We start from the raw sequence: 18,419 nt of genomic DNA, 5'->3' as shown, positions 1-18,419 counted from the left end.
AGCCCGACTCAGCCAAAACCAAGCGCCAGTGGTGCGTCAGAAGCTGTCGCCAGGCACCCTCACCCAGCCTTCCATCAGCACCCGTGCGCTGCGGCTCATGATTGCCTTGGTCACGGTCCACTCACCTTCCACCTGCCGCGCCTGGGCCCCGACCCGCAAGGTGCCGGAGGGGTGCCCGAAACGCACGGCGCTGCGCTCGCCCCCGCCAGCGGCAAGGTTGACCAGCGTGCCCGGGATGGCGGCAGCGGTCCCGATGGCCACCGCGGCAGTGCCCATCATTGCGTGGTGCAACTTGCCCATGGACAACGCACGCACCAGCAGGTCGATATCAGTGTCCGAAACGGCCTTGCCACTGGACGCAGTGTAGGAGTTCGGCGGCGCAACGAAAGCCACCTTCGGCGTATGCTGACGCCCGGCTGCCTGGTCGACATGCTCGATAAGGCCCATACGCACGGCGCCGTAGGCGCGGATTGTCTCGAAACGGGTCAACGCGTGTGGGTCACCGTTGATCGCATCCTGCAACTCGGTGCCGGTGTAGCCGATATCGGCCGCGTTGACAAAGATGGTCGGGATGCCTGCATTGATCAAGGTGGCCTTGAAGGTGCCTATGCCGGGCACTTCCAGGTCATCCACCAGGTTGCCGGTAGGGAACATCGCGCCGCCGTCGCCGTCCTCGTCAGCCGCCGGGTCGAGGAACTCAAGCTGCACTTCGGCTGCTGGAAACGTAACGCCGTCGAGTTCGAAGTCGCCGGTTTCCTGCACTTCGCCTTCGGTGATCGGCACATGGGCGATGATGGTCTTGCCGATGTTGGCTTGCCAGATGCGTACGGTGGCAGTGCCATTGCGCGGGATACGTGCCGGCTCGACCAGACCGTTGCTGATGGCGAACGAGCCGACCGCAGCGGACAGGTTGCCGCAGTTGCCGCTCCAATCGACGAACGCCTTATCGATGGCCACCTGGCCGAACAGGTAATCGACATCGTGATCAGGCCTGAGGCTTTTCGACAGGATCACGGTCTTGCTGGTGCTCGACGTGGCGCCGCCCATGCCATCGATCTGCTTGCCGTACGGGTCAGGGCTACCGATTACCCGTAGCAGCAACGCGTCGCGGGCCGGGCCTGGGACCTGGGCCCGTTCGGGCAGGTCTTGCAGGCGGAAGAACACGCCTTTGCTGGTACCGCCACGCAGGTAGGTGGCGGGAATTCTTGTTTGCGGTACATGAGCCATTGCTTGGTTGTCCTGTCTGATATGCAGATAACCCTTGGGGCTGCGTTGCAGCCCCCTGCAACTATGCGGTCGCTTCGAGGAAGTCCTGGGCGAAGCGTTGCAACACCCCACCCGCCTCGTAGATCGACACTTCCTCGGCAGTGTCCAGACGGCAGGTCACTGGCACCTCGACGCGCTCACCATTACGGCGGGTTACCACCAGCGTCAGGGTTGCACGCGGCTTGCGCTCACCCAGCACGTCATAGGTCTCGCTGCCATCCAGGCCGAGGGTCTTGCGGTCAGTGCCCGGCTTGAACTCCAGCGGCAACACGCCCATGCCCACCAGGTTGGTACGGTGAATACGCTCGAACCCCTCGGCCACGATTGCCTCCACACCGGCCAGGCGCACACCCTTGGCCGCCCAGTCGCGGGACGAACCCTGGCCATAGTCGGCACCGGCCACGATGATCAGCGGCTGCTTGCGCGCCATGTAGGTTTCGATGGCTTCCCACATGCGGGTCACCTTGCCTTCTGGCTCGATCCGCGCCAGCGAACCCTGCCTCACGCTACCGTCTTCCTTGCGCACCATTTCGTTGAACAGCTTGGGGTTGGCGAAGGTGGCGCGCTGCGCCGTCAAGTGGTCGCCACGGTGGGTCGCATACGAGTTGAAGTCCTCCTCCGGCAAGCCCATTTTCGCCAGGTACTCGCCTGCGGCGCTGTCGAGCAGAATGGCATTGGACGGCGACAGGTGGTCGGTGGTGATGTTGTCCGGCAGCACCGCCAGCGGGCGCATGCCGCGTAGGGTGCGCTCACCGGCCAGCGCGCCTTCCCAGTACGGCGGACGGCGGATGTAGGTGCTCATCGGGCGCCACTCATACAACGGCGCCACTTTCGGCCCGCGGTCTTCCTCGATGGCGAACATCGGGATGTACACCTTGCGGAACTGCTCCGGCTTGACCGCCGCGCGCACTACCGCATCGATCTCTTCATCGCTTGGCCAGATGTCCTTGAGGCGGATTTCCTGGCCATCGACCACGCCCAGTACGTCTTTCTCGATGTCGAAGCGGATGGTGCCGGCGATGGCATAGGCCACCACCAGCGGCGGCGACGCGAGAAACGCCTGCTTGGCATAGGGGTGAATACGCCCGTCGAAGTTGCGGTTACCCGACAGGACTGCGGTGGCATACAGGTCGCGGTCGATGATCTCCTGCTGGATCACAGGGTCCAGCGCGCCGGACATGCCGTTGCAGGTGGTGCACGCGAAGGCGACGATACCAAAGCCCAGTTGTTCCAGCTCTTTCTCCAGCCCGGCCTCTTCCAGGTACAACTGCACGGCCTTGGAGCCAGGGGCGAGCGACGACTTGACCCAGGGCTTGCGTACCAGACCAAGCTTGTTGGCGTTGCGCGCCAGCAGCCCAGCGGCGATCACATTGCGCGGGTTGCTGGTATTGGTGCAACTGGTGATGGCCGCAATGATCACTGCGCCATCAGGCATCTGGCCCGGCACGTCGTCCCAGGCGCCGGCAATGCCCTTGGCCGCCAGCTCGCTGGTGGCGACGCGGGCATGGGGGTTGGACGGGCCAGCCATGTTACGGACCACGTTCGACAGATCGAAGTGCAGCACGCGCTCGTACTCGGCCTTGACCAGGGCGTCGGCCCACAGGCCCGTGGCCTTGGCGTAGGTTTCCACCAGCTTGACCTGCTGTTCTTCCCGGCCGGTCAGCTTGAGGTAATCGATGGTCTGCTGATCGATGGCGAACATCGCAGCGGTCGCCCCGTATTCCGGGGCCATGTTGGAGATGGTCGCACGGTCGCCGAGCGTCAGGGCGCGAGCACCTTCGCCGTAGAACTCGAGATAGGCGCCGACCACTTTCTGCTTGCGCAGGAATTCGGTCAGGGCCAGCACCAGGTCAGTGGCAGTGATGTTCGGGGCCAGCTTGCCGCCGAGCTCGACGCCGACGATTTCCGGTAGGCGCATCCACGAAGCGCGGCCAAGCATGACGTTTTCGGCTTCAAGGCCACCGACGCCGATGGCGATCACGCCCAGGGCGTCTACATGCGGGGTGTGGCTGTCGGTGCCGACGCAGGTGTCCGGGTAGGCCACGCCACGGTCGTTGTGGATCACCGGTGACATCTTCTCCAGGTTGATCTGGTGCATGATGCCGTTGCCAGGCTGGATGACATCGACGTTCTTGAACGCCTTCTTGGTCCAGTTGATGAAGTGGAAGCGGTCTTCGTTGCGACGGTCTTCGATGGCGCGGTTCATGTCGAACGCCTGCGGGTCGAAACCGCCGCACTCGACCGCCAGGGAATGGTCGACGATCAATTGCACCGGCACTACCGGGTTGACCGCAGCCGGGTCGCCCCCTTTTTCGGCGATGGCGTCACGCAGACCGGCCAGGTCGACCAATGCGGTCTGGCCGAGGATATCGTGGCACACCACGCGGGCGGGGAACCATGGGAAGTCCAGGTCGCGCTTGCGCTCGATCAGTTGACCAAGCGAGGCATTCAGGGTAGGCGGGTCGCAGCGGCGTACCAGGTTTTCAGCGAGCACGCGGGAGGTATAAGGCAGGCCGTCGTATGCGCCTGGCTGGATGGCCTCGACCGCGGCGCGGGCATCGAAATAATCCAGGTCAGTGCCTGGCAGGTTCTTGCGGTATGCAGTGTTCATATCGTTATCAGGCTCGGTCACGGTACGGTCGTGGATAAGGCTCACAGACGCTGCGATCACTGTGGGAGTCGATTTGGCGGCGATCGGGCCGCATCAGGCGACGCCTTCATCGCCAGCAAGCCGGCTCCCACCGGTTCGCTACAGGGCCTGTATCAGCGCTGCTCGATCGGCACGAACGCGCGCTGCTCGACGCCGACATACTCGGCGCTCGGGCGGATGATGCGGTTGTTGGCGCGCTGCTCGAACACGTGCGCCGCCCAGCCGGTGAGACGCGAGCAGACGAAGATCGGGGTGAACAGCTTGGTCGGGATACCCATGAAGTGATAAGCCGAGGCATGGTAGAAGTCGGCATTGGGGAACAGGCGCTTCTGCTCCCACATGGTCTTGTCGATGGCCTCCGAGACCAGGTACAGCACCTTGTCCCCCACCTCGTCGGCCAACTGCTTCGACCAACCCTTGATCACCTCGTTGCGCGGGTCGGACTCTTTGTAGATGGCATGGCCAAAGCCCATGATCTTGTCCTTGCGCTCGAGCATGCGCAACAGCTCGGTGGTGGCCTCCTGCGGGCTCTGGAAACGTTCGATCAGCTCCATCGCCGCTTCGTTGGCACCGCCGTGCAACGGGCCGCGCAGTGAGCCAATGGCCGCCGTGACGCAGGAGTACAGGTCGGACAGGGTCGAGGCGCAAACACGGGCCGTGAAGGTCGAGGCGTTGAACTCGTGCTCGGCGTAGAGGATCAGCGAAACGTTCATCACCTTGACGTGCAGGTCGCTCGGCTTCTTACCGTGCAGCAGGTGCAGGAAGTGGCCGCCGAGGGTGTCCTCGTCGCTGGTGCAGTTGATACGCACGCCATGGTGGGTGAAGCGGTACCAGTAGCACATCACCGCCGGGAACAATGCCAGCAGGCGATCGGTCTTGTCGCGCTGGGCCTCGAAGGTCAGTTCCGGTTCCAGGGTGCCCAGCACCGAGCACCCCGTGCGCATCACGTCCATCGGATGGGCATTGAGCGGGATACGCTCGAGTACCTCTTTCAGTGCCTGCGGCAGGTCGCGCAGGCCCTTGAGTTTGTGCTTGTACGCGTCCAGCTCGGCCTTGCTCGGCAGCTCGCCGTATAGCAGCAGGTAGGCCACTTCCTCGAACTCGGCACCGGCCGCCAGGTCGCGCACGTCGTAGCCCCGGTAGGTCAGGCCGGCACCGGCCTGGCCGACGGTCGACAGCGCAGTCTGGCCGGCTACCTGGCCACGCAGGCCTGCGCCACTGAGAACTTTTGCTTCGGCCATGGTGTTTCTCCTTTCTTGAATTTGTTATGGATATCTTTCTGGCTAATTCGGGTGGCTATCCCCGCCCTATCGCCGGGCTGCCGGCAAAAGGGCTGGCAAAGGCTTAACCTTTTTTCTGCGCAAACAGCGCATCGAGGCTCTGCTCGAATGCGTGGTAACCAATGGCATCGTAGAGCTCCATGCGGGTCTGCATGGTATCGATCACGTTCTTTTGGGTGCCGTCACGGCGTAGCGCGGTGTAGACATTCTCGGCCGCCTTGTTCATGGCGCGGAACGCCGACAGCGGGTACAGCACCAGCGACACGTCGACCTCGGCCAGCTCTTGGGTGGTGTACAACGGCGTGGCACCGAATTCGGTGATGTTGGCCAGGATCGGCGCCTTCACCCGGTCGGCGAAGGTCTTGTACATCGAAAGCTCAGTGATGGCTTCCGGGAAGATCATGTCGGCGCCGGCCTCGATGCAGGCTGCAGCGCGGTCCAGCGCCGCGTTCAGGCCTTCCACCGCCAGGGCATCGGTGCGCGCCATGATCACGAAACTGTCATCGGTGCGGGCATCCACTGCGGCCTTGATGCGGTCGACCATCTCCTGCTGCGAAACGATCTCCTTGTTCGGCCGGTGACCGCAGCGCTTGGCACCGACCTGGTCCTCGATGTGGATGGCCGCGGCGCCGAACTTGCTCATCGAACGCACCGTGCGAGCCACGTTGAAGGCCGAGGCGCCAAAGCCGGTGTCGACATCCACCAGCAGCGGCAGGTCGCAGACGTCGGTGATGCGGCGCACGTCGGTCAGCACATCGTCAAGGCCAGTGATGCCCAGGTCCGGCAGGCCCAGCGAGCCTGCGGCAACACCGCCGCCGGAGAGGTAGATGGCCTTGAAGCCCGCGCGCTTGGCCAGCAACGCATGATTGGCATTGATCGCGCCAACCACCTGCAGGGGGTGTTCGGCGGCAACGGCGTCGCGAAAACGCTGACCGGGGGTGTTCTTCACAGTCATTTCTCACCTCGTGGGCTGTTGTTGTTGGCGTCCAGGTAGTGACGCTCGATGTTGCGTTTGGACGCGCCGATGTGGCGGCGCATCAGGAGCTCAGCCAGCTCGCCGTCACGGTCGGCAATGGCATCGAGTATGCGGTGGTGCTCGGCGAATGCCTGGCGTGGGCGGTTGGGCGTGGCAGAGAACTGGATGCGGTACATGCGCACCAGTTGGTAAAGCTCGCCACAGAGCATCTTGACCAGGGTCTGGTTGCCACTGCCCTGGATGATCCGGTAGTGGAAGTCGTAGTCGCCTTCCTGCTGGTAATAGCCCTGCCCGGCCTGAAACGCGGCATCACGCTCGTGGGTATCGAGCACACGGCGCAATTCGTCGATGTCGACCTGGCTCATGCGCTCGGCAGCCAGGCGGCAGGCCATGCCTTCGAGCGACTCGCGGATCTCATACAGCTCGATCAGTTCGCCATGGTTGAGCGATACCACCCGCGCACCTACATGGGGTACCCGCACCAACAGGCGTTGGCCTTCCAGCCGGTGGATGGCCTCGCGCAGCGGGCCTCGGCTGATGCCATAGGTGCGCGCCAGCTCCGGCTCGGAGATCTTGCTGCCCGGGGCGATATCACCCTTGACGATGGCGGCCTGAATGCGCCGGAAGACGTTTTCGGACAAGGTTTCCGTTTCGTCTGCCGCGGTGGCGCTGGGGGTGCTGAGGTCCAGCATATTGTCGACACCTTGATAATCTCTTGAGCTGAAACTAACGAATCAAGCGGCTCTAGTCAAAGACAAAATCAATATTGTCGACAATCGTCTAAGAACGAACTTATGCGCCGGCGGCGCTGTCAGATCGCGACGCGCTGGCGTCAAGACATCGGCGTGATAGAATGCCGCGCCTCCGAAGGAGTATGGACAGTGTATTTGTCATCAATTCATGTTGTTGACAGATTAACGAGGAAGCTTGCGCAGTAGTTGCCAGTCGCCTTGCCCCGAATCTTGCACAGCACCGCGCCAGGACTATGAGACTTACACCCGTTTTATTGCTGTTATGCCTTTCCCTGCTGCCGGCCCTTGGCCAGGCGGCGGGCAAGACCGTGTATGGTCTGAACGAATATGCCCGCCTTGGCGACCTTGACCTGGAAGTGGCCGCCAAGCTCGATACCGGCGCCAAGACCGCGTCCCTGAGCGCCCGCGATATCAAGCGTTTCAAGCGCAACGGCGAAAGCTGGGTGCGCTTCTACCTGGCCATCGACGCCGCCCATTCGCACCCGATCGAACGCCCCCTGGCGCGTGTCAGCAAGATCAAGCGCCGGGCAGGCGACTATGATGCGGAGTCGGGCAAGGCCTACACCGCACGCCCGGTCATCGAACTCGAAATCTGCATGGGCCAGGCCCGGCGCACCATCGAAGTCAACCTCACCGACCGCAGCGCTTTCCAGTTCCCGCTGCTGATCGGCTCCGAGGCGCTCAAGCACTTCGACGCGCTGGTCGACCCAAGCCTTAAATACGCGGCCGGCAAACCTGCCTGTGCCACCGACGCTCCCAAAGCAGAGTAATCCCGATGCGCTTTCTTACCCTCCATCTGAAAGTCCTGATCACCGTGCTGGTGCTGCTCGGCGTGGCGGTCACGGCCTATCAGATCCTCGTTCTCGGCATCCCGGTGACCGAGGATGAAACCGATGACCTGTGGAACATCGACGCCAAGGTCGAGTTCGTCGCCAGCACCAAGGACCCGGTCAAGGTGCAGATGTTCGTGCCCCCGCTGAACCGCGACTACGTCAGCCTCAACGAGAGCTTCATCTCCAACAACTACGGGGTCAGCGTCAACCGCGCCGACGGCAACCGCAAGGTCACCTGGTCGGCACGCCGTGCCAGCGGCAACCAGACCCTCTACTACCGCCTGGTGCTGACCAAGCGCTACAGCAATGAAAAAACCACTATCAAGGGGCCAACCTTCCGTGACAGCCTGGCGGTCGAAGGGCCCGAGAAGATCGCCGCCGAAGCGCTGATGGCGCCTATTCGCCAGCATTCGGCCGACGTCGAGACCTTCGTCAGCGAAACCATCAAGCGGGTCAACAACCTCAACGACGATAACGTCAAGCTGCTGCTGGCCGGCGATACCTCGTCGATGAAAAAGGCTCAGGTGATCGACCTGCTGCTGTCCATCGCCCATGTGCCGATGGAGAAGGTGCACACCATCCGCCTGGTGGCCGATACCCCGCAAACGCCCGAACTGTGGTTGCGCAGCTTCAATGGCAGCGATTGGCTGTACTTCAACCCGGACACCGGCGAGCAGGGCCTGCCCAACGATCGCCTGCTGTGGTGGACCGGTGACGACAACCTGATCACCGTCGATGGCGGCAAAAAGGCCAATGTCACCTTCAGCATGAACAACAGCGAGATGAACGCCATCCGCCTGGCCAAGCTGACCGACGAGAACACCGACGCCGACTTCCTCGAGTATTCGCTGTATGGCCTGCCGCTGCAGACCCAGCAGACCTTCATGATCATGGTGATGATCCCGATCGGCGTGCTGGTGATCCTGGTACTGCGCAACCTGATCGGCATCCAGACGCTGGGCACCTTCACCCCGGTCTTGATCGCCCTGGCTTTCCGCGAGACGCAACTGGGCTTCGGCATCGTGCTGTTCACGGTGATCACCGCACTGGGCCTGTCGCTGCGCTCGTACCTTGAGCACCTTAAGCTGCAGATGCTGCCGCGCCTGTCGGTGGTGCTGACCTTCGTCGTGGTGCTGATTGCCGCCATCAGCCTGTTCAGCCACAAACTGGGCCTGGAACGCGGGCTGTCGGTGGCACTGTTCCCGATGGTGATCCTGACCATGACCATCGAGCGGCTGTCGATCACCTGGGAAGAACGTGGCGGCGGCCATGCCATGAAAGTGGCCATCGGCACCCTGTTCGCAGCCTCCCTGGCACACCTGCTGATGATGGTGCCGGAGCTGGTGTACTTCGTCTTCACCTTCCCGGCGGTACTGTTGATTCTGGTGGGCTTCATGCTGGCGATGGGTCGCTACCGCGGCTACCGCCTGACCGAGCTCGTGCGCTTCAAGGCTTTCCTGAAGAAGGCTGACGCCTGATGTTCGGCCTGATCAAGACCTGGAAAGCCCTGGAGGCCCGGGGCATCATGGGTATCAACCGGCGCAATGCGGACTATGTACTGAAGTACAACAAGCGCAGCCTGTACCCGATCGTCGACGACAAGATCATCACCAAGGAACGCGCGCTCGCGGCCGGCATTCACGTGCCGGAGATGTACGGCATCATCGAAACCGAGAAAGAGATCGACAAGCTCCACGAGATCATCGGCGGGCGCAACGATTTCGTCATCAAGCCGGCGCAAGGCGCAGGCGGTGATGGCATTCTGGTGGTAGCCGACCGCTTCGAGGACCGCTACCGCACAGTGTCGGGCAAGATCATCAGCCACGAAGAGATCGAGCACCAGATCTCGAGCATCCTCACCGGCCTCTACTCGCTCGGCGGGCATCGCGATCGTGCACTGATCGAGTACCGGGTCACCCCGGACCAGATCTTCAAGAGCATCAGCTACGAGGGTGTACCGGACATCCGTATCATCGTGCTGATGGGCTACCCGGTAATGGCCATGCTGCGCCTGCCGACCCGCCAGTCCGGCGGCAAGGCCAACCTGCACCAGGGCGCCATCGGCGTAGGGGTAGACCTGGCCACCGGTGTGACCCTGCGCGGCACCTGGCTGAACAACATCATCAGCAAGCATCCGGATACCACCAATGCCGTGGACGGTGTACAACTGCCCAACTGGGACGGCTTCATGAAGCTGGCGGCCGGTTGCTATGAGCTGTGCGGGTTAGGCTATATCGGCGTGGACATGGTGCTGGACCAGGAAAAGGGGCCACTGATCCTCGAGCTCAATGCCCGACCTGGCCTGAACATCCAGATTGCCAATGACACCGGGCTGACCCAACGCACCCATGCCATCGAGGCGCACATCGAGGCACTGTCCAAGGACGGCGTGACCGAAGATGCGGAGCAGCGGGTGCGGGTGGCACAAAGCCTGTTCGGCCACGTGCATCCGCGCTGAGTCAGCACAGGCTGCGTGGCTAACGCGTTATCTGTAGGAGCGGGCTGGCCCCGCGAAGGGGCTGCCGAGCAGCCCCACGGCGCCACACACTGTTTGAATGTCGCGCCCAGTGCTAGGCGCATTTCCTACACAGGTCTACAATCGCCCTCCTCGCTTTTACATCGCCGTCCACACTGATGCCGACCTGTACGCTTTACCCCCTGCCCTACCAGCCCGACCCCGCCGCCTATTTCGCCCGCCTGCGCCAGGCCCCCGGCGCGATCCTGCTCGACAGTGCCCGCCCCGGTGCCGAGCGCGGCCGCTTCGATCTGCTCAGCGCCTGGCCGCTGCAGCACCTGCAAGCCCAGCCCGGTGAGGACGGTCGCACGTTCCTGCAGCGTTTGCGTGACGGCCTGGCACAACTGGGCAATGCGCAACTGCCCGCCGGCGTCGAGTTGCCATTTGCCGGCGGCCTCATCGGCTACCTGAGCTACGATTTCGGCCGGCGCCTGGAACAGTTGCCCAGCCTGGCCAACGACGATCTTGGTCTACCGGACGCACAGCTTGGCCTTTATGACTGGGCGCTGATCACCGATCACCAATTGGCCACCAGCCAACTGGTGTTTCACCCTAGCCTGGCCGCCGAACAACGCGAGCGTCTGGTTACCCTGTTCAAGACACCTGACAGCGCTGCAAACAGCAGCTTCCAGTTGCTCTCTGCCATGACAGGTGACCTGACCCCCGAGCAATACCAGGCTGCCTTCGACCGAGTGCAACGCTACATCCAGGCCGGCGATTGCTACCAGATCAACCTCACCCAGCGCTTCCGTGCGCCCTGCCAAGGCGACCCATGGTGGGCTTACCAGGCTCTGCGCAAGGCCTGCCCGACACCGTTCTCCGGCTACCAGCAACTGGCCGATGGCAGTGCCTTGCTGAGCTTTTCTCCGGAGCGTTTCATTCGCGTCAGCCAAGGCCAGGTGGAGACGCGCCCGATCAAGGGTACCCGACCACGCTCGGCAGACCCGGTCATCGATGCGCGCAATGCCGAGGCGCTGCGCAACAGCCCCAAGGACCGCTCGGAAAACCTGATGATCGTCGACCTGCTGCGCAATGACCTGGGGCGCACCTGCCAGACGGGCTCGGTGAAGGTCCCCGAGCTGTTCAGCCTGGAAAGCTACCCCAACGTTCACCACTTGGTCAGCAGCATCACCGGGCGACTGGCCGCAGGCAAAGATGCCTTGGACCTGGTCGGCGACAGCTTCCCCGGCGGCTCGATCACCGGCGCACCGAAAATTCGTGCCATGCAGATCATCGACGAACTGGAACCTACGCGCCGCGCCCTGTACTGCGGCTCGCTGCTGTACATCGACGTACGCGGAGAAATGGACAGCTCAATCGCCATTCGCAGCCTGCTGATCAAGGATGGGCAGGTCAATTGCTGGGGGGGCGGTGCGGTGGTGGCGGATTCGGACTGGCAGTCCGAATACGAGGAATCGATCGCCAAGGTGCGGGTATTGATGCAGACCTTGCAGCAGCTCTGAGCCCGCCCGGGCGCCCCTGCCCACCAAGCGGAAGGCGCCGATTGAGCCCGTCTGCCCCGGCATTTTTTGTTACCATCACCTCATTACGAGCGCACAGCGCCACAGCCAAGATGGAAACCGCCTGATGAGCCAACCCTTCGACGTCGCCGCCCTGGCCGCGACCTACGCCAACAAGTCCCCGCAGGATATCCTCAAGCTCGCCTTCGAACACTTCGGCGACGACCTGTGGGTCTCATTCAGTGGCGCCGAGGATGTGGTGCTGGTCGACATGGCCTGGAAGCTGAACAAGCAGGTCAAGGTATTCAGCCTGGACACTGGCCGCCTGCACCCGGAGACGTACCGGTTCATCGACCAGGTGCGCGAGCAGTACCAGCTGCCGATCGAAATTCTCAGCCCGGACCGCGCCAAGCTGGACCCGTTCGTCAAGGAAAAGGGCTTGTTCAGCTTCTACAAGGATGGCCATGGCGAGTGCTGTGGCATCCGCAAGATCGAACCCCTGCGGCGCAAGCTCGCCACCGTTAGCGCCTGGGCCACCGGCCAGCGCCGCGACCAGAGCCCGGGCACCCGCAGCCAGGTGGCGGCACTGGAAATCGACGGCGCGTTCTCCACGCCGGCGCGCACTTTGTACAAGTTCAACCCGTTGGCGCAGATGACCAGCGCTGAAGTATGGGGTTACATCCGCATGCTCGAACTGCCGTACAACAGCCTGCATGAGCGTGGCTTCATCAGCATTGGCTGCGAGCCCTGCACCCGCCCGGTATTGCCTAACCAGCATGAGCGCGAAGGCCGCTGGTGGTGGGAAGAGTCAACCCAGAAAGAATGCGGGTTGCATGCCGGCAACCTGATCAGCAAAGCCTGAAGAGCAGCGCTGCAGCCAAAAAAAAGAGCAGCCCGCGCTCGGGCTGCTCTTTTTTGTCACGGGCGGTGTGTAGCTGCGGTTAATGCACCGGCAGCTCAACGCCTTCGAACAACTCTTCAAGTTCCTGCTTGTTATGGCACTGGATGGCCTTGGCCATCACTTCACGGGTCAAGTGCGGCGCGAACTTCTCGATGAAATCGCACATGAACCCCCGCAGGAAGGTGCCACGGCGGAAGCCGATCTTGGTGATGCTGGCCTCGAACAGCTCACTGGCATCCAGGGCCACAAGGTCGGCATCAAGCTTGGTATCCACCGCCATCTTGGCCACGATGCCCACGCCCAGGCCCAGGCGTACGTATGTTTTGATCACGTCGGCATCCGCCGCGGTGAACACCACCTTGGGCGTCAGGCCACGGTGGTTGAAGGCTTCATCGAGCTTGGAACGGCCGGTGAAACCAAACACGTAAGTCACGATCGGATACTCGGCGACCGCTTCCAGGGTCAGCTTCGGCAGCTTGGTCAACGGGTGCCCCTGCGGCACCACCACACAGCGGTTCCATTTGTAGCACGGCATCATGATCAGGTCGCCGAACAGCTCCAGCGCCTCGGTGGCAATGGCGAAATCCACGGTACCGTCGGCTGCCATTTCGGCGATCTGCATAGGCGAGCCCTGGTGCATGTGCAGGGCCACTTCCGGGTACTGCTTGATGAAGCTGCTGATCACCGGCGGCAGCGCGTAGCGCGCCTGGGTGTGGGTAGTGGCGATGGACAGCGTACCCTTCTTCTCGTTGGAGAATTCCTGAGCAATCTGCTTGATGCTCTCGACCTTGCGCAGAATCTCGCCAGCGGTGTTGATGATGCGCTCGCCCGCTGGGGTGACGCGGGTCAGGTGCTTGCCGCTGCGGGCGAAGACTTCAACCCCCAGTTCATCCTCAAGCAGGCGGATCTGCTTGCTGATCCCCGGCTGCGAGGTGTACAGACTCTGCGCCGTCGCGGAGACGTTGAGGTCATGGTGCGCCACTTCCCAGATGTAGCGCAGTTGTTGAAGCTTCATAGGTTTCCCTCAAATCAGCGGTAAGTCAGCGGCAGCAGGCAGCGACGGGATATAACTATATTAGTGGTTCTGGAAATAAAACTAGAACTATTTTGTTACACGGATCTCCGAAATACCCTACTGCCAGCTTCACGTTTTCCTACGGCCGAGGTGCTGCGAGAGGGGCACCATGTACACCGGCACCGGTGACAATTGCAGCAAGCGCACCGCGGTGCGCCCAATGGGCACATCCACCCCGGCGCCCGCACTGTGGCTGCCGAAAATCAACAGATCGACACTCAGCCGTTGCGCCTGCTCCAGGATGACCTGGGCCGGGTCGCCCTGGCGCACCCTCACCGCCTTGATAACCGCCAGGTCTGCGTCCTCGCCCAGTTCGTCGCGAAAATTCTCGAGCACCCGCTGCTCGATATTGGCCATTACCGTATTGACGCCTTCACTGTGCAGCTCATCCAGCGTCTGCTCATCGAGATAGCTTTGCAGCAGGGATTCGGCGAACTGCCCCATCGGCTCGACAGCATGGATCAGGTACAACTCCGCACCGAAGGTGCGCGCCAGGGCCAAGGCGTGCTGCATGACGAACGGGGCATAGACACCGAGGTCGGTGGCGTACAGCATGGAGCGGATCATTCGACCTCCTCGACTGCCGTTGCGGCAGAGCAAGCTTCAGCTTAGCAGTGCGCCAGACGCTCGCGTTGTCGTCTGGCGCACTGCCGCCGCGGGTTGCAGAGGTTTCAGCCGGTCCGATTGCTGCGGTCAATGAACGCCAGCGCCTGATAAAGCTGCTGCATACGGGGCAAGCTACAGCCGGCTGCCTGGGCCCGGGCCAGCGGCTCGGCGTAAATGGCCTGCAGCTCCAGTGGCCGTTTGCCGACATGATCGTGGTACATGCTTGGCCAGTAGTCAGGCATCTGTTCCGTGATCCGGAACAAGTGCTCGGCATAGCCCGCCGGCAACGGATGGCCACAGGCCGCCGCGCCTTGTACCACTTCGGCCATCAGCGCCTTCACGAGCTCGCGGCTGTCGGCATCGGCCATCAACGGCGCGGTACTGGCGCCCAATAGCACCGACAGGCCATTGTAGGGCACGTTCCACACCAGCTTCTGCCAGCGTGCCTGGCCCAGGTTTTCCATGGCCTGGGAATCGATCCCTGCGGCCCGGAACAGCCCCGCCCCCTCCTCGACGATGGCGGTACCGCCATCGCTGGCGGGCCCGCTGTGATACCCCAGGTTGACGGCGCCCAGTGCCTGGTGGCGAATTTCGCCAGGGGCCTGGCGGTTGACGCAGATGAAGCACAAGCCGCCGAGCAGATGCAGGTGACCGGGCAAGGCCGGCCGTAGCTGCTCCTCGACACCCAGCCCGTTCTGCAACAGCAGCACCCTGGCATCGGGTGCTGCGGCTTGGGCGATCAGCGGTGCCAGTTCGGCATTGCTGGTGGCCTTGGCGCCCACCAGCAGCCAGTCGCATGGCGGCATATCGGCAGCGTTGGCATAGGCCTGCACGGTCATTTGCACAGCCCCATGCACAGCGCTGTCCAGCCTCAGGCCTTGCTCGCGCACCACCGCATACTCACTGCGCAACAGAAAATGCACGTCAAAGCCAGCACGCGCCAGCATCAGCCCATAAAAGCCACCAATGGCGCCACTGCCGATGATGCCGATGCGCGGTGTGCGAGGGTCCATGCTGATCTCCAGATAAAGGTCGGTGGGCTTTTTTACACCGGATTGCGCTCTCTGCGCACCCTCGGCAGGCAACCCCATTGTCGCGCTCCCTGTAACGCGTTAAGGTTCCGCTCCCCGCTGCGAACATTCTTGCTGCTGGGCCGCACGGGGATTGCTGGCGGCCGGCACCCGTGACCTGACGAGTAACACGATGGCTGATTTACCGATCGACGACCTTAACGTTGCCTCCAACGAGACCTTGATCACCCCCGATCAGCTCAAGAAGGAAATCCCCCTCAGCGCCAAGGCCCTGCAGACCGTGACTGCTGGCCGAGAAGTGGTGCGCAATATCCTCGACGGCAAGGACCATCGCCTGTTCGTCGTGGTCGGCCCGTGCTCGATCCATGACATCAAGGCCGCACACGAATACGCTGAGCGCCTGAAGGTGCTCGCCGAAGAAGTTTCCGACACGCTGTACCTGGTCATGCGGGTGTATTTCGAGAAGCCGCGCACCACGGTTGGCTGGAAGGGCCTGATCAACGACCCGTACCTGGATGACTCGTTCAAGATCCAGGATGGCTTGCACATTGGCCGCAAGCTGCTGCTGGACCTGGCCGAAATGGGCCTGCCGACCGCCACCGAAGCGCTCGACCCTATTTCCCCGCAGTACCTGCAAGACCTGATCAGCTGGTCGGCCATCGGCGCCCGTACCACTGAATCCCAGACCCACCGTGAGATGGCTTCAGGCCTGTCTTCGGCAGTCGGTTTCAAGAACGGCACCGATGGCGGCCTGACCGTGGCCATCAACGCCCTGCAGTCGGTGTCCAAGCCGCACCGTTTCCTGGGTATCAACCAGGAAGGCGGCGTGTCCATCGTCACCACCAAGGGCAATCCCTATGGCCACGTGGTGCTGCGCGGCGGCAACGGCAAGCCGAACTACGACTCGGTCAGCGTTGCGCTGTGCGAACAGGACCTGGCCAAGGCCAAGATCAAGGCCAACATCATGGTCGACTGCAGCCATGCCAATTCCAACAAGGACCCGGCCCTGCAGCCGCTGGTCATGGAGAACGTGGCCAACCAGATCCTCGAAGGCAACCAGTCGATCATTGGCCTGATGGTCGAAAGCCACCTGAACTGGGGCTGTCAGTCGATCCCCAAGAACCTGGACGAACTGCAGTACGGCGTGTCGGTCACCGATGCCTGCATCGACTGGTCCGCCACCGAGAAAACCCTGCGCAGCATGCATGCCAAACTCAAGGATGTGCTGCCGCAGCGCAAGCGCGGCTAAGCGGGGGCCACCAATGAAAACGCCGGGCAATGCCCGGCGTTTTTGCATGTGCGCGCTACGCGGCGTCAGGCCTTGCTCGAATGGCGCTGCTGGCGCTCCATGTAGCGCTCCACGTACGAGCAGGACGGGATCACCGTGTAACCCATCTGGTCGGCGTACTCCAGGGCCTTTTCGGTCAAAGCAGCAGCGATACCGCGCCCCCTCAGGGCGTTGGGCACGAAGGTGCGATAGATATCCAGCGTCTGCTTACCCAAGTCCATGTACGTCAGGTAGGCACGATGACCGTCCACAGTGGTCTCGAACTGATGACCGGCCTGGTCATGGTGGATGGTCAGCGCTTCACTCATCACTACTCCTCGCAGGTCTTTTCGGCAGACCTTTACCTTAACCGATGGTGGTTTATCCGGCGGAGGAACCTCTACGCCACCTCTTGCCCCTTGGACCGCGGCTCGCTTGCAATCGTTCTACCAGGGCAAGCACCTCAAATAGTAGGCGTGCCAGGCGGGATTGCTCAAGGTGATTGCGGTTAAAAAGTAGCACGGGCGAGTGGCTTGGGCCATTGCCCCGCCATGCCCGCAACAACAGCCGGATGCTCTTGGGCTTAAGACGCTAACCGACAGTTAAAGTCACCTTTAGTTCAACAAAAAAGTTCCCGTACTACAATCGCTTGCGCCATCTGCACGGCGTTTTCACAAATGCCCTACAAATCTTGTCGGGCACCGTGACGGCAACATTTTTTTTGCAGTTCTTGCGCTCTGTCAGTTTACTTACTACAAGTAATGGGTACTATGTACGCCGGCCAGTTTCTCTTTTCCGAGAGATGGCTATTTAATAGAAAGTCCTTGAAGGGGAACACGATGAACAACGTTCTGAAATTCTCTGCTCTGGCTCTGGCCGCAGTTCTGGCTACCGGTTGCAGCAGCGTCTCCAAAGAAACCGAAGCTCGTCTGACTGCGACTGAAGACGCAGCAGCTCGCGCTCAAGCCCGTGCTGACGAAGCCTACCGTAAGGCTGACGACGCTCTGGCTGCCGCTCAGAAGGCTCAGCAGACCGCTGACGAAGCCAACGAGCGCGCTCTGCGCATGCTGGACAAAGCCAGCCGCAAGTAATAATCCTCGCGGATTGTTATGGAGCCGGCCCACTTGTGGGCCGGCTTTTTTATTGCCGCTACAAAAGCGGCCAGCACAAATGAAAAGGCCTGCAGCAGGCGTTCACCTGCTGCAGGCCCGGATGTGACGCAAAAACGCTTACTGCAGTTCGGGCGGAATGCTCGAAACCATCGGTGCTGCGTTCTGGTTACTGACCGGCACGGCAATTTCTACCGGCATGCCATCTTCTGCGGCGACCACGTCACGAACCATGTCCCAGTTCATGCGCAGGTTATTGGCCAGGTCTTCGCGCTTGAGCAACGCATTGATAACCGCCGTGTGCTTGTCGACCACCGACGGATTGCCATGATCGTCCAACGGCGTGTGGGCCTCGAGATACACCTTGCCGCCACTTACGCCGAACTTGTAAGGCTCGTTGATGATACGTACCGGCGTACCCACCGGCACCATCTTCGACAGCTCCAACACATTGTTATTGAGCATGCGGAAACAGCCATGACTGGTGCGCATGCCAATGCCGAACTTCTTGTTCGAGCCATGGATCAGGTAACCCGGCGTGCCCAGGGTGAACTTGAACGGCCCCAGCGGGTTATCCGGCCCAGCCGGCACCACGGTGGGCAGGATGTCACCATCTGCGGCATGCTCGGCACGGATCGAGGCAGGTGGGGTCCAGGTCGGGTTCGGGGTCTTGGCCGCTGTATCTTATCCACATCTCC

16 protein-coding genes and 1 pseudogene are annotated in these 18,419 nt (G+C 62.0%); 7 read left to right on the top strand and 10 right to left on the bottom strand.

Annotation, left to right across the window (positions count from 1 at the left end; all coding sequences use genetic code 11):
- Positions 1–36: 36 nt before the first annotated feature.
- The 5 genes from prpF to L6D80_RS11550 form a co-directional block, all read right to left on the bottom strand.
- Entirely contained in the window at positions 37–1,227 is a 1,191-nt protein-coding gene (gene prpF, locus L6D80_RS11570; protein WP_176513760.1) for a 2-methylaconitate cis-trans isomerase PrpF, read from the bottom strand.
- Between the two features lie 61 nt (positions 1,228–1,288).
- The gene (acnD, locus tag L6D80_RS11565; protein WP_176513762.1) at positions 1,289–3,877 is read right to left on the bottom strand and encodes a Fe/S-dependent 2-methylisocitrate dehydratase AcnD; all 2,589 of its coding nucleotides are present in this window, start codon (positions 3,875–3,877) and stop codon (positions 1,289–1,291) included.
- A 152-nt stretch (positions 3,878–4,029) separates the two neighbouring features.
- Positions 4,030–5,157, bottom strand: coding sequence for a bifunctional 2-methylcitrate synthase/citrate synthase (gene prpC, locus L6D80_RS11560; RefSeq protein ID WP_176513764.1), 1,128 nt, complete (start codon positions 5,155–5,157; stop codon positions 4,030–4,032).
- Positions 5,158–5,260: 103 nt separating this feature from the next.
- Complete coding sequence (gene prpB / locus L6D80_RS11555) at positions 5,261–6,151, bottom strand: methylisocitrate lyase (protein ID WP_054901716.1); 891 nt, start codon at positions 6,149–6,151, stop codon at positions 5,261–5,263.
- The gene (locus tag L6D80_RS11550; RefSeq protein ID WP_176513766.1) at positions 6,148–6,864 is read right to left on the bottom strand and encodes a GntR family transcriptional regulator; all 717 of its coding nucleotides are present in this window, start codon (positions 6,862–6,864) and stop codon (positions 6,148–6,150) included. The genes prpB and L6D80_RS11550 overlap by 4 nt, the downstream gene beginning before the upstream one ends.
- A 293-nt stretch (positions 6,865–7,157) precedes the next feature.
- Between L6D80_RS11550 and rloA the strand changes: the two genes are divergently transcribed.
- The 5 genes from rloA (at position 7,158) to L6D80_RS11525 (ending at position 12,594) form a co-directional block, all read left to right on the top strand.
- On the top strand, positions 7,158–7,694 hold the full coding sequence (gene rloA, locus L6D80_RS11545; RefSeq protein ID WP_054901718.1) for a retropepsin-like aspartic peptidase RloA: 537 nt from the start codon (positions 7,158–7,160) through the stop codon (positions 7,692–7,694).
- Positions 7,695–7,699: 5 nt separating this feature from the next.
- Positions 7,700–9,235: an osmotic stress tolerance membrane protein RloB gene (gene rloB, locus L6D80_RS11540; protein WP_176513768.1), complete on the top strand. Its 1,536-nt coding sequence runs from the start codon at positions 7,700–7,702 to the stop codon at positions 9,233–9,235.
- Entirely contained in the window at positions 9,235–10,215 is a 981-nt protein-coding gene (locus L6D80_RS11535; protein WP_054901720.1) for an alpha-L-glutamate ligase-like protein, read from the top strand. The genes rloB and L6D80_RS11535 overlap by 1 nt, the downstream gene beginning before the upstream one ends.
- A 176-nt stretch (positions 10,216–10,391) precedes the next feature.
- Positions 10,392–11,735 carry an aminodeoxychorismate synthase component I gene (pabB, locus tag L6D80_RS11530; protein WP_176513770.1) on the top strand — a complete coding sequence of 448 codons (1,344 nt, stop codon included), beginning with the start codon at positions 10,392–10,394 and terminating at the stop codon, positions 11,733–11,735.
- 124 nt (positions 11,736–11,859) lie between these two features.
- Positions 11,860–12,594, top strand: coding sequence for a phosphoadenylyl-sulfate reductase (locus L6D80_RS11525; protein ID WP_176513771.1), 735 nt, complete (start codon positions 11,860–11,862; stop codon positions 12,592–12,594).
- 79 nt (positions 12,595–12,673) lie between these two features.
- Here L6D80_RS11525 and cysB read toward each other — a convergent pair whose 3' ends face one another.
- The 3 genes from cysB to L6D80_RS11510 form a co-directional block, all read right to left on the bottom strand.
- Positions 12,674–13,648, bottom strand: coding sequence for an HTH-type transcriptional regulator CysB (gene cysB, locus L6D80_RS11520; RefSeq protein WP_054901723.1), 975 nt, complete (start codon positions 13,646–13,648; stop codon positions 12,674–12,676).
- Positions 13,649–13,777: 129 nt separating this feature from the next.
- The gene (locus L6D80_RS11515) at positions 13,778–14,275 is read right to left on the bottom strand and encodes a universal stress protein (protein WP_176513773.1); all 498 of its coding nucleotides are present in this window, start codon (positions 14,273–14,275) and stop codon (positions 13,778–13,780) included.
- Positions 14,276–14,379: 104 nt separating this feature from the next.
- Positions 14,380–15,327 carry a putative 2-dehydropantoate 2-reductase gene (locus L6D80_RS11510; protein ID WP_176513775.1) on the bottom strand — a complete coding sequence of 316 codons (948 nt, stop codon included), beginning with the start codon at positions 15,325–15,327 and terminating at the stop codon, positions 14,380–14,382.
- A gap of 190 nt (positions 15,328–15,517) precedes the next feature.
- Between L6D80_RS11510 and L6D80_RS11505 the strand changes: the two genes are divergently transcribed.
- The gene (locus L6D80_RS11505) at positions 15,518–16,594 is read left to right on the top strand and encodes a 3-deoxy-7-phosphoheptulonate synthase (RefSeq protein WP_054901725.1); all 1,077 of its coding nucleotides are present in this window, start codon (positions 15,518–15,520) and stop codon (positions 16,592–16,594) included.
- A 65-nt stretch (positions 16,595–16,659) separates the two neighbouring features.
- On the opposite strand, the gene L6D80_RS11500 is transcribed toward L6D80_RS11505, so the two are convergent.
- Positions 16,660–16,941, bottom strand: coding sequence for a GNAT family N-acetyltransferase (locus L6D80_RS11500; RefSeq protein ID WP_054901726.1), 282 nt, complete (start codon positions 16,939–16,941; stop codon positions 16,660–16,662).
- A gap of 510 nt (positions 16,942–17,451) precedes the next feature.
- Here L6D80_RS11500 and oprI point away from each other — a divergent pair.
- Entirely contained in the window at positions 17,452–17,703 is a 252-nt protein-coding gene (gene oprI, locus L6D80_RS11495; RefSeq protein WP_003259780.1) for an outer membrane lipoprotei OprI, read from the top strand.
- Between the two features lie 138 nt (positions 17,704–17,841).
- On the opposite strand, the pseudogene L6D80_RS11490 reads toward oprI, so the two are convergent.
- Positions 17,842–18,396: pseudogene (locus tag L6D80_RS11490) on the bottom strand (L,D-transpeptidase family protein); the annotation flags it as partial.
- Positions 18,397–18,419: the final 23 nt, after the last annotated feature.

It is taken from the genome of Pseudomonas ceruminis, assembly GCF_021602025.1.
Taxonomy (GTDB): Bacteria; Pseudomonadota; Gammaproteobacteria; order Pseudomonadales; family Pseudomonadaceae; genus Aquipseudomonas; species Aquipseudomonas ceruminis.
Note: the sequence above shows the minus strand (reverse complement) of the source record. Positions and strands in the feature narration are given on the sequence as shown.

Bases quoted from the DNA above. Each gene is read 5' to 3' on its own strand.
- prpF (WP_176513760.1), bottom strand. From the start codon at position 1,227: ATGGCTCATGTACCGCAAACAAGAATTCCCGCCACCTACCTGCGTGGC.
- acnD (WP_176513762.1), bottom strand. From the start codon at position 3,877: ATGAACACTGCATACCGCAAGAACCTGCCAGGCACTGACCTGGATTAT.
- prpC (WP_176513764.1), bottom strand. From the start codon at position 5,157: ATGGCCGAAGCAAAAGTTCTCAGTGGCGCAGGCCTGCGTGGCCAGGTA.
- prpB (WP_054901716.1), bottom strand. From the start codon at position 6,151: ATGACTGTGAAGAACACCCCCGGTCAGCGTTTTCGCGACGCCGTTGCC.
- L6D80_RS11550 (WP_176513766.1), bottom strand. From the start codon at position 6,864: ATGCTGGACCTCAGCACCCCCAGCGCCACCGCGGCAGACGAAACGGAA.
- rloA (WP_054901718.1), top strand. From the start codon at position 7,158: ATGAGACTTACACCCGTTTTATTGCTGTTATGCCTTTCCCTGCTGCCG.
- rloB (WP_176513768.1), top strand. From the start codon at position 7,700: ATGCGCTTTCTTACCCTCCATCTGAAAGTCCTGATCACCGTGCTGGTG.
- L6D80_RS11535 (WP_054901720.1), top strand. From the start codon at position 9,235: ATGTTCGGCCTGATCAAGACCTGGAAAGCCCTGGAGGCCCGGGGCATC.
- pabB (WP_176513770.1), top strand. From the start codon at position 10,392: ATGCCGACCTGTACGCTTTACCCCCTGCCCTACCAGCCCGACCCCGCC.
- L6D80_RS11525 (WP_176513771.1), top strand. From the start codon at position 11,860: ATGAGCCAACCCTTCGACGTCGCCGCCCTGGCCGCGACCTACGCCAAC.
- cysB (WP_054901723.1), bottom strand. From the start codon at position 13,648: ATGAAGCTTCAACAACTGCGCTACATCTGGGAAGTGGCGCACCATGAC.
- L6D80_RS11515 (WP_176513773.1), bottom strand. From the start codon at position 14,275: ATGATCCGCTCCATGCTGTACGCCACCGACCTCGGTGTCTATGCCCCG.
- L6D80_RS11510 (WP_176513775.1), bottom strand. From the start codon at position 15,327: ATGGACCCTCGCACACCGCGCATCGGCATCATCGGCAGTGGCGCCATT.
- L6D80_RS11505 (WP_054901725.1), top strand. From the start codon at position 15,518: ATGGCTGATTTACCGATCGACGACCTTAACGTTGCCTCCAACGAGACC.
- L6D80_RS11500 (WP_054901726.1), bottom strand. From the start codon at position 16,941: ATGAGTGAAGCGCTGACCATCCACCATGACCAGGCCGGTCATCAGTTC.
- oprI (WP_003259780.1), top strand. From the start codon at position 17,452: ATGAACAACGTTCTGAAATTCTCTGCTCTGGCTCTGGCCGCAGTTCTG.